16 protein-coding genes are annotated in these 15,018 nt (G+C 38.8%); 7 read left to right on the top strand and 9 right to left on the bottom strand.

What is annotated here, in order from left to right; all coding sequences use genetic code 11:
* Window positions 1-77: 77 nt before the first annotated feature.
* Window positions 78-1,610 (bottom strand): glutamine-hydrolyzing GMP synthase, encoded by a 1,533-nt coding sequence (guaA, locus tag LCM02_RS07240; protein WP_224927652.1) that lies wholly within the window; start codon window positions 1,608-1,610, stop codon window positions 78-80.
* 104 nt (window positions 1,611-1,714) lie between these two features.
* Here guaA and LCM02_RS07245 point away from each other — a divergent pair, with 104 nt between their 5' ends.
* On the top strand, window positions 1,715-2,323 hold the full coding sequence (locus LCM02_RS07245) for a hypothetical protein (protein ID WP_224927653.1): 609 nt from the start codon (window positions 1,715-1,717) through the stop codon (window positions 2,321-2,323).
* On the opposite strand, the gene LCM02_RS07250 is transcribed toward LCM02_RS07245, so the two are convergent.
* Entirely contained in the window at window positions 2,320-2,712 is a 393-nt protein-coding gene (locus LCM02_RS07250) for a hypothetical protein (RefSeq protein WP_224927654.1), read from the bottom strand. The genes LCM02_RS07245 and LCM02_RS07250 overlap by 4 nt on opposite strands.
* Window positions 2,713-2,856: 144 nt before the next feature.
* Entirely contained in the window at window positions 2,857-3,231 is a 375-nt protein-coding gene (locus LCM02_RS07255) for a hypothetical protein (protein ID WP_224927655.1), read from the bottom strand.
* Window positions 3,232-3,435: 204 nt separating this feature from the next.
* On the opposite strand from LCM02_RS07255, the gene LCM02_RS07260 reads away from it, so the two are divergent.
* A complete protein-coding gene (locus tag LCM02_RS07260) occupies window positions 3,436-3,891 on the top strand; it encodes a hypothetical protein (RefSeq protein WP_224927656.1) in 456 nt (151 codons plus the stop codon).
* A gap of 71 nt (window positions 3,892-3,962) precedes the next feature.
* Here LCM02_RS07260 and dnaK read toward each other — a convergent pair whose 3' ends face one another.
* Window positions 3,963-5,891 carry a molecular chaperone DnaK gene (gene dnaK, locus LCM02_RS07265; protein WP_224927657.1) on the bottom strand — a complete coding sequence of 643 codons (1,929 nt, stop codon included), beginning with the start codon at window positions 5,889-5,891 and terminating at the stop codon, window positions 3,963-3,965.
* Window positions 5,892-6,128: 237 nt separating this feature from the next.
* On the opposite strand from dnaK, the gene LCM02_RS07270 reads away from it, so the two are divergent.
* Window positions 6,129-7,655 carry a glycoside hydrolase family 10 protein gene (locus LCM02_RS07270; protein ID WP_224927658.1) on the top strand — a complete coding sequence of 509 codons (1,527 nt, stop codon included), beginning with the start codon at window positions 6,129-6,131 and terminating at the stop codon, window positions 7,653-7,655.
* 16 nt (window positions 7,656-7,671) lie between these two features.
* Here the strand turns inward: LCM02_RS07270 and yaaA are convergent, their stop codons facing one another.
* Genes yaaA through LCM02_RS07285 form a run of 3 tightly spaced genes read right to left on the bottom strand, consistent with a single transcriptional unit; the run spans window position 7,672 to window position 10,083 of the window.
* A complete protein-coding gene (yaaA, locus tag LCM02_RS07275) occupies window positions 7,672-8,430 on the bottom strand; it encodes a peroxide stress protein YaaA (RefSeq protein WP_224927659.1) in 759 nt (252 codons plus the stop codon).
* A gap of 19 nt (window positions 8,431-8,449) precedes the next feature.
* Window positions 8,450-9,484 (bottom strand): RluA family pseudouridine synthase, encoded by a 1,035-nt coding sequence (locus LCM02_RS07280; protein WP_224927660.1) that lies wholly within the window; start codon window positions 9,482-9,484, stop codon window positions 8,450-8,452.
* A gap of 29 nt (window positions 9,485-9,513) precedes the next feature.
* The gene (locus LCM02_RS07285; RefSeq protein WP_224927661.1) at window positions 9,514-10,083 is read right to left on the bottom strand and encodes a PASTA domain-containing protein; all 570 of its coding nucleotides are present in this window, start codon (window positions 10,081-10,083) and stop codon (window positions 9,514-9,516) included.
* A 124-nt stretch (window positions 10,084-10,207) separates the two neighbouring features.
* On the opposite strand from LCM02_RS07285, the gene LCM02_RS07290 reads away from it, so the two are divergent.
* Both LCM02_RS07290 and coaD read left to right on the top strand, forming a co-directional pair.
* On the top strand, window positions 10,208-11,185 hold the full coding sequence (locus LCM02_RS07290) for a D-alanine--D-alanine ligase (protein ID WP_224927662.1): 978 nt from the start codon (window positions 10,208-10,210) through the stop codon (window positions 11,183-11,185).
* Window positions 11,186-11,196: 11 nt separating this feature from the next.
* The gene (coaD, locus tag LCM02_RS07295; protein ID WP_224927663.1) at window positions 11,197-11,661 is read left to right on the top strand and encodes a pantetheine-phosphate adenylyltransferase; all 465 of its coding nucleotides are present in this window, start codon (window positions 11,197-11,199) and stop codon (window positions 11,659-11,661) included.
* Between the two features lie 16 nt (window positions 11,662-11,677).
* Here the strand turns inward: coaD and LCM02_RS07300 are convergent, their stop codons facing one another.
* Both LCM02_RS07300 and LCM02_RS07305 read right to left on the bottom strand, forming a co-directional pair.
* Window positions 11,678-13,306: a SulP family inorganic anion transporter gene (locus tag LCM02_RS07300; RefSeq protein ID WP_224927664.1), complete on the bottom strand. Its 1,629-nt coding sequence runs from the start codon at window positions 13,304-13,306 to the stop codon at window positions 11,678-11,680.
* Between the two features lie 65 nt (window positions 13,307-13,371).
* Window positions 13,372-13,974: an NUDIX hydrolase gene (locus LCM02_RS07305; protein ID WP_224927665.1), complete on the bottom strand. Its 603-nt coding sequence runs from the start codon at window positions 13,972-13,974 to the stop codon at window positions 13,372-13,374.
* A 7-nt stretch (window positions 13,975-13,981) separates the two neighbouring features.
* Here LCM02_RS07305 and pyrE point away from each other — a divergent pair, with 7 nt between their 5' ends.
* Window positions 13,982-14,626 (top strand): orotate phosphoribosyltransferase, encoded by a 645-nt coding sequence (gene pyrE, locus LCM02_RS07310; protein WP_224927666.1) that lies wholly within the window; start codon window positions 13,982-13,984, stop codon window positions 14,624-14,626.
* Between the two features lies 1 nt (window position 14,627).
* On the top strand, window positions 14,628-15,017 hold the full coding sequence (locus LCM02_RS07315) for an SRPBCC domain-containing protein (protein ID WP_224927667.1): 390 nt from the start codon (window positions 14,628-14,630) through the stop codon (window positions 15,015-15,017).
* Window position 15,018 lies beyond the last annotated feature (1 nt).

Here is a 15,018-nt window from a genome sequence, read left to right on the forward strand (position 1 = left end):
CAAATCTTAATATTCTAAACTTAAAACATCCAGGGATATTTTACCAAATATATGATTTTTGACCTTTTTATTCGGTATTATTCCCATTCTATAGTTGCAGGTGGTTTTGAACTGATATCATAAACCACTCTATTCACTCCTTTGACACCGTTTATTATTTTATTCGAGGTTTCCTGTAGAAATTTGTAAGGAAGATCAACCCAATCTGCTGTCATTCCATCAGTAGAAGAAACTGCCCTTAAAACAACTGCCTTTTCATAGGTTCTTTCATCCCCCATAACACCCACCGATTGCACGGGTAATAACATGGCTCCCGCCTGCCAGACTGAATCGTATAGTTTCCATCTTTTGAGCCCATCCAGAAAAATATGATCGACCTCCTGAAGCATCGCCACCTTCTCTGCAGTAATGTCTCCCAAAATTCTGATCCCTAATCCAGGTCCTGGAAAAGGGTGCCTTCCGAGAAGTTCATCATCAATTCCCATACTTCTTCCCACTCTTCGTACCTCATCCTTAAAAATGGTTCTTAAGGGTTCAACAACCTTTAACTTCATAAAGTCTGGTAATCCGCCTACATTGTGATGAGATTTTATGGTTGCAGAGGGGCCGCCAGTTGCAGATACGGATTCAATTACATCGGGATATATAGTTCCCTGTGCCAACCAGGTAACGTCTTCGATATGATGTGCTTCATCATCGAATACCTCGATAAAGGTATTACCAATTGCCTTTCTTTTTAATTCGGGGTCTTCTATTCCCTTGAGTTTTTCAAGGAAACGATCCGAAGCATCAACTCCTTTTACATTCAGACCCATATGTTTGTATTGGTCAAGAACGCTTTCAAACTCATGTTTTCTAAGTAATCCGTTGTTGACAAAAATACAATAAAGGTTCTTGCCTATTGCTTTATCCAAAAGAACGGCAGCAACTGTAGAATCTACTCCTCCCGATAATCCGAGGACCACCTTTTCGTCACCAATCTTTTCTTTAAGTTCGGAAACAGTTGTCTCAACGAAGGAATTTGGGGTCCAGTCCTGAACCAATCCTGCTATATGGACAAGAAAGTTCTCCAAAAGTTGTTTTCCATCTGTTGAATGATAAACTTCAGGATGAAACTGAATGGCGTAGGTTTGTTCTCCGTTGATCTTGAATGCGGCATTATCAATGTCATGTGTACTTGCAATCACCGTATAGTTTTCCGGCATCTCCATGATCGTATCACTATGACTCATCCAAACCTGAGACCCTTCGTTTATGTTGTCAAAAAGTTCATTGCTGTGATCAACAAAGGATAAATTGGCTCTACCGTATTCTCTCGAATTAGACTGACCTACCTTTCCCCCAAAAAAATGCACCAAATACTGTGCTCCGTAACAAATTCCCAGTAAAGGTTTTTTACCCTTAATCTGAGACAGGTCAGGATGAGGCGCATCTTCATTCCTGACAGAATGAGGACTCCCCGAAAGTATTACCGCTTCGAAGTCATCAACATTAAATTTTTTACTGTTAAATGGATGGATTTCACAATATATATTCAGTTCCCTGACTCGCCTGGCTATGAGTTGAGTAACCTGTGATCCAAAATCTAAAATAAGTACCTTGTTTTGCATCCGCAAAAATAAAATTTAATTGTCAAAAATGACAGACTAAATTATTTTTTTATTAAAGAATTAAAAATCTTACCTTTAATACAGATATGCACTCGAAATCGAATATGCTCCAAAGATCAATCCACCTTCTATTCTTCCTATGCATAATCCATTATGGAAGTTTATCAGCTCAGGAACATACGGATCAGCATAGCTCCTCAGTCAACCACGACACACACCATGGTGACCATAAAAAGCATGCTATTTCGGCCTCCATAAACCATACAATGATATTCAATGCTTTAAAAGATGGTGAAAATCCTGCGAACATTACCCTTCCCTCGTTCGGACTAAATTATACCTATCTAATAAATGACAAATGGAGTATTGGTCTTCACAGTGATATCATTATTGAAGATTTTGTTGTTAAAGAAAGTTCTTCCACCAGTTCAGATGATGATCATGGAGGAGGTGAAATCAAGGGTATTGAACGAGGAACACCAATAGCATCCTGCATTGTCGCAATTTACAAACCTATTCCATATCTGGGTTTGCTGGCAGGATTTGGTCGGGAATTTTCAAGTCATGAAGATTTTACAGTGATCCGATTCGGTATTGAAGCTCCCTATCATCTTCCGAAAAACTGGGAACTTTTTGGAGTGCTAACCTATGACATAAATATTGATGCCTATCAGAGCCTCACTTATGGAATTGGAATCGGTAAATTATTCTAACCTGAGGTTTTACTTCCTGAAATTCTGAGATATCCCTGTGGATGAGAAACGGTGCCTTTAAAAGAGTCCGTTTCAAAACGAAGAAAAATATCCAGTTTTTCTCCATGAATCAAAATATGAGCCCTTACCTTGTTATCCTCATAAATAAGGCCCTTCATGGGAATTTCTTCGGAATTCATCAAAACCACACCTTTCAATTCATTGTTGGCATAGCTAAAATTTATTGCTCCTCTTTGGTATTTCAATCCAATGTTTGGAGCCAAATATTCCCAGGAACCTAATAACTCAGGAGGTACCTCCTCACCAATTATACTCCTGGTATGAGCACTTTTAAATCCAAATAAGATTACCAATAAGACGGGGGTACTTAAAAGTAAAATTTTCTTCATATTTCAGGGGTTGATTTCAATTTTTTTGCAAAACTACGAAATAAACACAGTTTTTCAAGCCCCTGAATCATAATTTGTTAAAATATAAAACAAAAAAACCGCTGACAAAATTATCAGCGGTCAATAAACAGTTTGAACTATTATTTATTTCTTTGTTCCGTTCATTTTAAGGGCTCCCATTGAATAGGTTACCGTCCCTTCAAAAGTCTTTTTTGTAAAATTCAGATCAAGTTTAACTATTTCTCCCTGAACATAAATGTCTCCTTTTAAATTCTTTTTCTCAAACACCAAATTTTCCAAAGCCATAGCCTGTCCCCCTATTCTAACCTCTCCGGTCAGTTCGCCATCAACTTTATCGAGAAACAACACTCCTTTTTGGTATTCATAACTTGCATCCGGCACCGTATAATCCCATTCTCCAAGAATCCTCTTTACTCCCATAAAACTTTCCGGTACGCTATAACTGCTCAAGACGATCACTGTCAACAGCATCAGACTTTTAAATGTAAAATTCTTCATAATGTATTTAAAATATAATTTTGATTATTAAGCTTCAAATCTAACTAAAAATTTCATCTGTTGAAAGTACAAGATCCAAAATGACAGAATTCAACCTTATTTGCCATATAAAACAGTGTTAATTGCTTGTGAATAAGTAAATTTCTACGCACAATAATATCGGTAATAATATGTTATATTGCTCAAAACATTTAAATTTAAATCATGCACAAAAACCTAATTTTTGTATTCTTTCTAATTGCATCCTTTATGGACTTAAAGGCTCAGGCATATGAATACACCATTGTAACGAGTATTGAATCAGTAGTCCCCATGGGAATTGGTAGATCCAGAATCATCTCTTCGGAAGAAGAAATCAATTATGAGAATTTTACCACATCGAGAACTGAAGACAACAAAAAACAGAATAAATCAAAGCGAAGTGATGCCAAAGTTTCTAATTTTGATGAGACCAAAATTTTAAACTTCTACAGTGCCACGGGTATAAATTTCCAGAATGTAGCTTCAAATGATGCTTTCCTTTCATCAAAAGTGAATAAAATGATTGAAGAAGGTTGGGAACTGGCCTTTGTTACCAGTGGTGTTGAAAGTGACGCTGGAAAAGGAGACGGAACTGGTATTTTCATTACCCGTTTCATCTTTAAAAGATTAAAGTCTTAAATTAATCAGTACTGAAATAAAAAAACCGCCACTGAATTGTGGCGGTTTTTTTGTATTCATTTGATCTTGAATTAATCTTCTTTGACTTCTTCAAAATCAACATCCTGCACATCATCCTGAGCGGCATCGTTTCCTCCGGCGGCTCCTGCTCCTGCTCCTGCATCAGGTCCTGCCTGAGCACCTCCTGCCTGAGCTTCTTGTTGTGCTTTATAAATTTCTTCTGAAGCAGCTTTCCAGGCTTCATTGATCTTTTCCATCGCTGCATCAATCTGAGCAATATCCTTTGACTCATGTGCCTTTTTCAATTCCTCCAGTGAAGACTCAATCGGTGCCTTTTTGTCAGCAGAAAGCTTTTCACCAAATTCTTTTAACTGGCTTTCTGTCTGAAAGATCATCGCATCTGCTCCATTGATCTTTTCAGCTGTCTCTTTCGCCTTCTTATCTGCATCAGCATTTGCTTCAGCATCAGCTTTCATCTTTTGGATTTCTTCTTCAGAAAGTCCTGAAGATGCTTCGATACGAATATTATGCTCTTTACCCGTACCCTTGTCTTTTGCAGATACATTAATAATACCGTTGGCATCAATATCAAACGTCACTTCAATTTGAGGAACTCCTCTAGGTGCTGGCGGAATTCCATCTAAATGAAATCTACCAATAGTCTTGTTGTCAGCGGCCATGGCTCTCTCACCCTGAAGAACGTGGATCTCAACCGATGGCTGATTATCAGCAGCTGTAGAGAACACCTGGGATTTCTTGGTAGGAATCGTGGTATTGGCTTCAATCAATTTTGTAGCTACGTTACCCATTGTTTCGATACCTAATGAAAGAGGTGTTACATCAAGTAAGAGTACATCTTTTACATCTCCCGTCAAAACACCACCCTGAATTGCAGCTCCAATGGCTACAACCTCATCAGGATTCACTCCTTTTGAAGGTTTCTTTCCAAAGAATTTTTCAACTTCTTCCTGAATTTTTGGAATTCTCGTGGAACCACCAACCAAAATTACATCATCTATTTCCGATTTACTCAAGTCTGCATCTTTCAACGCTGCGCTAACAGGAGTCATAGACCTTTTTACAAGGCTGTCAGATAACTTCTCAAACTGAGCTCTTGTCAATGTTTTAACAAGGTGTTTAGGTCCGGACGCTGTAGCCGTAACATAAGGTAAGTTAATTTCTGTCTGCGTGCTTGAAGATAATTCTATTTTCGCTTTTTCAGCAGCTTCCTTCAACCTTTGGAGTGCCATTGGGTCATTTCTCAGGTCCATATTCTCCTCTTTGTTGAATTCATCTGCAAGCCAGTCAATAATCACCTGATCGAAGTCATCACCACCTAGGTGCGTATCACCATTGGTTGATAATACTTCAAATACTCCGTCTCCAATCTCAAGAATTGAAATATCAAACGTACCTCCACCAAGGTCATATACGGCAATCTTTTTGTCCTGACCTGATTTATCAAGTCCATAAGCCAAAGCTGCTGCGGTAGGTTCGTTAATGATTCTACTCACCTTTAAACCGGCAATTTCACCAGCTTCTTTTGTGGCTTGTCTTTGGGCATCGTTAAAATATGCAGGAACGGTTACCACTGCTTCCTTTACCTCAGTTCCAAGGTAGTCTTCAGCTGTCTTCTTCATTTTCTGAAGTACCATGGCAGAAATTTCCTGTGGAGTGTACAATCTTCCATCAATATCAACTCGAGGGGTGTCATTGTCTCCTTTTACTACTTTATAAGGCACTCTGTCTGCCTCCATTTTTGATTCTGAGAATTTGTTTCCCATAAATCTTTTGATCGAATAAATGGTCTTGATCGGATTGGTAACCGCCTGACGTTTCGCAGGATCTCCAACCTTTCTTTCACCATCTTCAACAAAAGCAACGATAGAAGGTGTTGTGCGTTTTCCTTCTGCATTAGGAATTACAACAGGCTCGTTACCTTCCATTACAGAAACGCAGGAGTTGGTTGTTCCTAAATCTATTCCAATTATCTTACTCATAATATTATATTTTAATTTTAATCAATTCTAATGTTAAATAACTGATGCTGTATAGTCAATCATTGTGCCAACAGACAATTTATAGTAATCTGTCACGTTTTTGACAATATAGAATGACATACTGGCATAATTTCTTGAAAAAAAGAGTCAAAATCAGCAGTAAGCATCTATATTTTAATAAAAACAAAAACTTGTCATATAACCAGAACAGTTTATTTTTGAATTAATAAAAATCGTATGAATCCATTGAGATCCGTCCCGTTCATATTATTGATTTTGTTTTCTCTGCTTCGTATTAAGGCACAGGAATCGCCCCCACGTGAATTCAGAGGCGTCTGGGTGGCCACTGTTGGGAATATAGACTGGCCCAGCAGCAGAAATCTGACAAGTGAACAGCAAAAAAAGGAAATCATTAATCTGCTGGACCTTTTCAAGCGACTAAATTTTAATGCCATTATCTTTCAAATCAGGCCTTCTGCCGACGCATTTTACAACTCAAAATACGAACCCTGGTCCTATTATCTTAACGGAGAAAACAACAAGGCTCCGAATCCTTACTATGACCCTTTGGCATTTATCATTGAAGAGGCGCATAAAAGAGGCATGGAGTTCCATGCGTGGCTGAACCCCTATCGCGCGGTGGTGAATTATCATGAGTTCCGATCCAATCCTTTTCCCCTGACCTACGAAAAACCGGAATGGTTTATTAATTATGGAAATAACAAATACTTTGATCCGGGAATTCCCGAGGTAAGAACCTACACAACGGCTATTGTTACCGATATTGTCCAGAATTACGATATTGATGCCATTCACTTTGATGATTACTTTTATCCTTATAAATTAAATGATGAGATTTTTGATGATGACAGGAGTTTTACTACGCACGGAGGCAATTTCTTTCCCGAAAACAAAGACGACTGGAGAAGAGAAAATGTGAACGATATCATAAGAGACCTGCATCATACCATTAAGGGCCTCAAACCCTGGGTACAATTTGGAATCAGCCCTTTTGGGGTCTGGCGCAATAGGGAAGATGATCAAAGAGGTTCTGAAACCCTGGCCGGTCAAACCAATTATGATGATCTCTTTGCTGACATATTATATTGGATGAAAAATAGATGGGTAGACTATATTCTTCCTCAGGCCTACTGGCACATTGGACATGAAAAAGTATCTTATGATAAAGTGATCAACTGGTGGTCCGATAATTCTTATGGAACCAACCTATACATTGGGCACGGTATATACAAACTTGGAAATGACAGCGAACCCTCTGCATGGACAAATAAAAGCCCGACGGAAATAGAAAAACAACTGGAATTGAACCAAAGCCTTTCAAATATTGATGGTAGTGTGTTTTTTAGTGCAAAATCTTTTCTCTCCAATACCTACAACATAAATAATACCTTGGCCAATACATTTTTTGTGCATCCCTCTTTGCAACCCGTGATAAATAAATCAGAAAAATTTACGCCTCAACCTGTTAAAAACGCCAAAATATCTAAAAACAGGAACAAACAGTACCTTTTATCCTGGGACGTAATTCCCGAGAACGGATCCTATCAGGCCGTCAAATTCCTGGTGTATAAATTTAAAAAGGATGAGGTTCATAACTTAAATAAGACCTCTAAGATCATAGCCCTTACCGGAAAAACTGAAGTTGAGATCCCCAAAAAGGATATCAACACAGGAGATAGCCTGATCATTTTGAGCGTCAGTCGAAACAATAACTTGGGAAACCCGGTCACTGTTAAATTCTAAAAGTCTAAATCGAGAACTATCTTGTAAAAACGAGCTGTGTCTCAGTTGATAAGTTTTCATCAAATCCATAGCCTCCGTAGTTGAATCCCTTAATCCCTTCAATATTGGAAATTTTATGATCCACTAAATATCTAACCATCAAACCACGTGCATGTTTTGCAAAAGTCATGATCACCTTGTACTCTCCGTTTTTAAGGTCTTTAAATACAGGGGTTATCACAGGAACTTTTAAATCCTTAGGCTGTATCGCTTTGAAATATTCATTACTCGCAAGATTGACAAAAAGTTCATTTTCATCGAGTTCGTTGTTGAGAGCATCTGTAATATGGCTTCCCCAAAATTTATATAAATTCGGTTTTACACCCACTTTTAATTTTGTCCCCATCTCCAATCTATAGGCTTGTATCAAATCCAAAGGTTTAAGAATTCCATATTGACCTGATAAAATACGCAGGCTGTTTTGCAAAAACTCCAGGTCTTCTTCAGGTATCGTATTGGCATCCAAACCTCTGTACACTTCACCTGTAAAGGCGTAGACCGCTTGCTTGGAATTATCGGGTTCAAAAGGAAGTTCCCATTCCTGGTTTCTCTCGTAATTCAGTTGTCCCAGGGCTGGAGAAATAGACATTAATTTTGACAGTGATCTGGCCGACTTCTTTCTCAAAATCCTGTTCAGGCGTTCCGCCTGTTTTAAAAAGATCGGCTGGCTGTACTCTGTGAAGGGTGCCTCGGATTCAAAATCCAATGACTTTGCGGGTGAAATAACTATCTTCATTTTTCTTCTTTTTATACTCTTAACTTTTCTCGTGCTGATTAACCGTATATGCCCTCCATTTTTCCAAACATTGAACCATATCCTCAGGCAATGGAGAGTCAAAAAATAATCTTTTCTTCGTTACAGGGTGCTCAAACCCAAGCGTTTTTGCATGAAGAGCCTGCCTCGGCAAAACCTTAAAACAGTTTTCAACAAACTGCCTGTACTTGGTATAGGTTGTTCCCTTTAATATTCGATCCCCACCATATCGCTCATCATTGAATAAAGGGTGTCCGATGTATTTAAAATGGGCCCTGATCTGATGCGTCCTGCCCGTCTCAAGTTTGCATTCAACCAAAGTGACGTAGTTGAATCTTTCGATCACTTTATAATGCGTAACCGCATGCTTTCCGAAATCACCATCAGGAAAAACATCCATTTGCAACCTGTTTTTAAAACTCCTGCCAATATTTCCGGTTATAGTACCCTTTTCCTCTTCTACACTTCCCCATACAAGGGCATAATAGATCCTGTCCGTGGTTCTTTCGAAGAACTGATTCGCCAGATTTGCCATGGCGTACTCTGTTTTTGCCACAACCAAAAGTCCACTTGTATTTTTGTCGATCCTGTGTACCAGACCCGGTCTCTCATTACTGTTCTTGGGAAGGTGTTCAAAATGATAAATCAATCCGTTCACAAGGGTTCCGCTATAATTTCCATGGCCCGGATGAACCACCATTCCTGCGGGTTTGTTGACCACTACAACTTCTTCATCCTCATAAACCAGATCCAATGGAATCTTCTCTGCAACAAGAAGGTTTTCATGAGGCGGATGTGCTAAAACTACTCGAACCACATCCCTTGCCTTTACCTTATGATTTGCTTTAACAGGGGCCCCATTGACCAGAACATTTCCGGCCTTTATGGCCTGCTGAATCTTGTTTCGTGTGGCATTCTCGATAAAGTTCATCAAAAACTTATCAACCCTCAATGGTTCCTGTCCTTCACTGGCCGTAAATTTAAAGTGTTCAAACAGCTCATCTTCAGAACTGATATGTTCTTCGTTTTCCTTCATGAGGTCCATTCCTAATTTATAATGACTGTTTAATAGACAGTATCCTTGTTGATCAGTCCATCGCCGAGCACCAGATCAATAACCGTATTCTTTGGAAGCTGGTCACCAGGTTTGACCTCCTTTCGGTTGATTTCGAGCTCTCTGACAACATCTCTTCCTAGATCTTTTATATACCTTTCCTTTCCAATCCTGAAACCGAGAGATTTAAGTTGGATTGTCACTTGCCTTTTAGTCTGATCCAAAACATTGGGAACCGTAACCTTTCTATAGTCTGAAGGGTTCAGGGTAAGGTATATCTTTCTGTTCTCCTTGACAAAATCCCCTGGCAAGGGGTTCTGTTCGATCACTGACTGAGGTGGAAATTTAGGGTTGAAACTTGCCGAATCGATAACCACAAAGTTCAATCTGTTTTCCGAAAGAATTTTTTCAGTTTCAGCAAGACTTAATTTTTCCAGATTAGGTACCAAAATCCTCTCATCGTGCTTGGTGTAATGACCGAGCCATTTTGCCAATCCCAATACAAGTAAAAGAGAAATGGCCACTATCAATATTATCGTTCTCAGGAACTCTTTGCTTTTAAGGTACTGGAATAATTTCATTTTCATTTTTCAATTTGTCAAATATACTTTAAAAATTAATATGCACGAGAAGGAGTAATGGTCAATTGCAGTCTTTTTTTTGTAAGTTTGTTTGATAAGGGGCCTGGCCTGACAAATGCATTACATGAAAAAAAATATTGCCATAATTATGGGTGGATATTCCTCTGAATCAGGAATTTCAATTCAAAGCGGAAACGTGGTTTTTGAACATCTCGACAAAAATAAGTTTGAAACTTTCCGGGTCTTGATCTCGAAAGAAAAATGGGTTCATATTGATGAAAATGAACAGGAATATCCGATCAATATGGCTGACTTTACCACGACGGTTAATGGATATAAAATTAAATTTGATTTTGTTTTTAACGCCATTCATGGCCATCCCGGGGAAGATGGCACCTTACTGGCCTATTTTGACCTTTTAGGTATGCCTCACTCGTCGGCACCGTTTTATCAAATGGCAGTTGCATTCAATAAAAGAGATTGTTTGAGCCTTTTAAAGCCTTATGGAATAAAAAGCGCCAGATCCGTATATTTAAATCAAGGAGATAAGATTGATATTGAAAATATAGTAAAAACTGTAGGCTTGCCTTGTTTTGTCAAACCTAACAGAGCCGGTTCAAGTTTTGGTGTGAGCAAAGTTTATACAAATGAGGAAATTGTCCCTGCACTTGAAAAGGCATATCTGGAAGATAGAGAAGTTTTGATCGAGCAATATCTTGAAGGGATTGAGGTTTCTGTTGGGGTTATTACCTGGAAGAATGATATTAGGGTCCTGCCCGTGACCGAAATAGTTTCTGACAATGATTTTTTTGATTATAAGGCCAAATACATGGGTGAATCCAAAGAGATAACACCGGCAAGAATATCAGATAAACAGAAAGAAAATCTTACTCGTGTTGCACGAAAAATTTATAAAAGCATGGATTTGAAAGGCTTGTCAAGGGCCGATTTTATTTTTGTTGGTGACGAACCCTATTTTATTGAATTGAATATGGTGCCCGGTTTGTCCGCAGAGAGTATTTTACCGAAGCAGGCAAAAGAAGCCGGGATTTCTTTGGCTGAACTTTTTGAAAGCACCATTGATATTCCTAACGCCAGATAAATAAATTAATGATGAAAAAAACTGCTGTTTTTCCGGGATCCTTTGATCCGCTCACCCTGGGACATACTGATATTATCGACAGGGGCCTGCCCCTATTTGACGAGATCATTATAGCCATTGGTACAAACTCCTCTAAAAAATATATGTTCAGTCTTGAGGAGCGAAGAAAATTCATTGAAAAAACATATGAAGATGAACCCAAAATTCGTGTGGATACTTATGAAGGCCTCACAATAGATTATTGCTCGAAAGTGGGTAGTCAGTTTATTCTGAGAGGATTGCGTAATCCGGCAGACTTTGAATTTGAAAAAGCCATAGCTCAAACCAACCGGAAAATGTCAGAAATTGAAACGGTATTCTTACTTACCTCGGCTGATACTTCCTACATCAGTTCGTCCATTGTCAGAGACATTCTGGTTAATAAAGGTGATGTCTCCATGCTTGTCCCAAAAGCTGTGGGAAGGAGAGATCAATAATTCAGATTACCATGTGTTATAGATGGTATTCTGATAAACTTTTCGGAAACTCCTCAGGGTTGGCTGCAAGATGATATCTGGGATCATCAATATCATCAACAATAACCTGATGAAACTTAGGGTCTGATTTATACAACAAAGCCTTGCATTCCTGACTTAAATGTTTTAAGCGAATCTTCTTGTTTTCTGCTTCGTATTTTTTGACCAGGTTCAATATAGCCTCAAGAGCAGAGTGATCGCTAACACGTGATTCAACAAAATCAATCTCAACCTTATCCGGATCGTTCTTTACATCGAACTTCTCATTAAAGGCAGATATGGAACCAAAGAATAAGGGGCCCCAGATTTCATAGATTTTGGTCCCGTCCTCCTTCATTCGCTTTCTGGCCCTGATTCTCGTCGCATTTTCCCAGGAGAAAACCAAGGCACTAACGATAACCCCTGCAAAAACCGCAATTGCAAGGTCGAAAATAACGGTTAAGGCAGAAACCAGTATAATAACAAAGACATCGGTCTTTGGAACCTTATTGATTATTCTAAAACTTGACCAGGCAAAAGTACCCACAACTACCATGAACATCACCCCGACAAGAGCTGCAATAGGTACCTGTTCGATATAGGATGAAGCAAATAATATAAAAGCAAGTAACATGAGAGCAGCTACAATTCCCGACAATCTGGTTCTACCCCCTGATTTGATATTGATAATTGATTGCCCGATCATCGCGCATCCGCCCATTCCTCCAAAGAGTCCTGTAACGATGTTGGCACTTCCCTGGGCAACGCACTCCCTGTTTCCATTACCCCTGGTATCGGTAAGATCATCAATAAGGTTTAATGTCATCAATGATTCAATCAGGCCTATAGCCGCTAATATCAAAGCATAGGGAAAAATAAATCGTACGGTCTCCCAGTTAAAAGGAACCTTTGAAAATATTTCCCATTGAAAAACAGGAAGCCCACCTTTTAACCCTTCTCCTCCTCCATCTCTTATAAAAGAACCGACAGTAGCCACATCGAGCTTAAAAAATATGACAATGGCCGAAACAATAAGGATACCCAACAGTGCTTCAGGAAGTTTTGCCGTTAGTTTGAATTTCGGAAGTAACCACATGATTAGCATTGTCAGTCCTACCAATCCCATCATCAAATACAGATCAAATCCCTGTAACCATATTTTATTGCCATCAACATTTGTTTTAAACATGCCCAATTGAGATAGAAAAATAACGATGGCCAGTCCATTCACAAATCCCATCATGACAGGATGAGGAATCAGTCTCACAAATTTTCCTAATTTCAGTAAGCCTGCCATAATTTGAATAAAACCCATGAGGATGACGGTTGCAAACAAATAATAGAGACCCAGATTTTCACCTGGAGCTCCCATTTCATTTCCTTTGGCTACTAAACTTACCATAACCACCGCCAATGCACCTGTTGCGCCCGAGATCATTCCAGGCCTTCCTCCGAATACAGAAGTTATCAGCCCTATCATAAAGGCCGCATACAATCCTACCAGAGGGTCTACCCCTGCAACAAAGGCAAAAGCAACGGCTTCAGGTACCAAAGCCAAGGCGACCGTAATTCCGGATAAAACATCACTTTTTACATTCGGTAGTCTTTTACTGATAAATTCCGTCATCTCATTAATTTTAAAAAGCGGCAAATATACTACATTCTGTTCTTTCAAATACTAAGAATCTCATATTATTGATTTGAAGCAACATACATATCCATGAGCAGGGAAATATTTGGGTAGGTATTGTCAAGAACGGAGCTAAAATCCTGTTCTTTTACCCACTTTAATTCCGTGATTCCTTCCTCCAGTTGAGGGGTGAGATCTGATTGATCAGAAAACATTTCATACCAGAATGAAACTTTTAAAATTTCCTCATTTTTTTCCGAATACAAATGATAGGTGGTACCAACGAACTCACCCGTTTTCAACCGGGTAAAACCACATTCCTCTTCAACTTCCCTTGAAGCCGCTTCTGCTCTGGATTCTCCTGATTCAATTTTACCTTTCGGAAGATCCCATTTATCGTTCCGGAATATAAACAAAATCTCATGTTTCTGATTCTTCACTATTCCTCCTGAAGCCTCAATAATCTTAAACTTATTTCTAAATTCCTGCCACATGAATTTCAAGTCAGAATGATAAAATACTATCTTATCTAAACCCTCTGAAATCAAGCTTAATAGCGCCTCTTTAGTAGTTAATTCCTCCCAGTTAAAACGAAACCCTTTATCAGAAATATTTAACTGATCTGTTAAAATAATTAAAGTTTCATTCTTAAAAATTGTATACATTTGCACTATGATTTTTGACAAAAATACAGCAAAAAAGACAGCTGAATTGCTTTTAAAGATAAAAGCGATAAAATTGCAACCCGAGGAACCATTTACCTGGGCTTCAGGGTGGAATTCTCCAATTTACTGTGACAACAGAATTACCCTGTCCTACGTAATGATCAGGAACTATATTCGCGAGAATCTGGCGAAAATAATCCTTGAAAAACATGGACAACCTGATGTAATTGCCGGAGTTGCAACCGGAGCTATTGCCATTGGAGTTCTCGTTGCTCAGGAACTAGGCATACCTTTTATCTATGTTCGGCCAGAACCAAAAAAACACGGCAGAAAAAACCAGATCGAGGGTTTTTTGGACAGTGGTCAGAACGTGGTTGTTGTTGAAGATCTTATCTCAACAGGAAAAAGTAGTTTAAATGCAGTCAAGGCTCTGAAAGATGCAGGAGCCAGAGTAATAGGTATGGTTGCCATCTTCAATTACGGCTTTCCGGTTGCCGAGAATAATTTTAAACAAGAGCATCTCGACCTAACCACACTGAGTGATTATGAACATTTGATCGAGCAGGCTCTTGACACCAATTTCATTAGTTCAAAACAAGTTACAACCTTAAAATCCTGGAGAGAAGATCCAGGAGAATGGAACCCAAGTTAATATGAATTTAGAAAGCCCGAAAGTAACCGTAAAAAAAAGTAGTCAGGAAGTTTTTGATTTTTTATCAAAGGTTGAAAACTTTGAGAGGATCATGCCGGAGAACATAGATAAATTTGAAGCCAGTGAAAATTCCTTTTTGTTTGCGCTGAAAGGAATGCCTGAGATCAAATTACAAATGAAAGAAACCGAAGCTCCAAAAAAAATAGTACTTGGTTCGGCCAGTGAAAAATTCCCTTTTAATCTGACTGCAGATATTGAAGATAATGACGATGATTCCAGTGATGTCCAGCTGCTTTTTGACGGAGAATTCAATCCTATGGTGGCTATGATGGTAAAAAAACCCCTTCAAAAATTTATTGACACCCTGATAGGAAATATTGGGCAGCAATAAT

Origin of the sequence: Lutimonas saemankumensis (assembly GCF_020171465.1) — a bacterium.
In the GTDB taxonomy this organism is placed as follows: Bacteria; Bacteroidota; Bacteroidia; order Flavobacteriales; family Flavobacteriaceae; genus Lutimonas; species Lutimonas saemankumensis.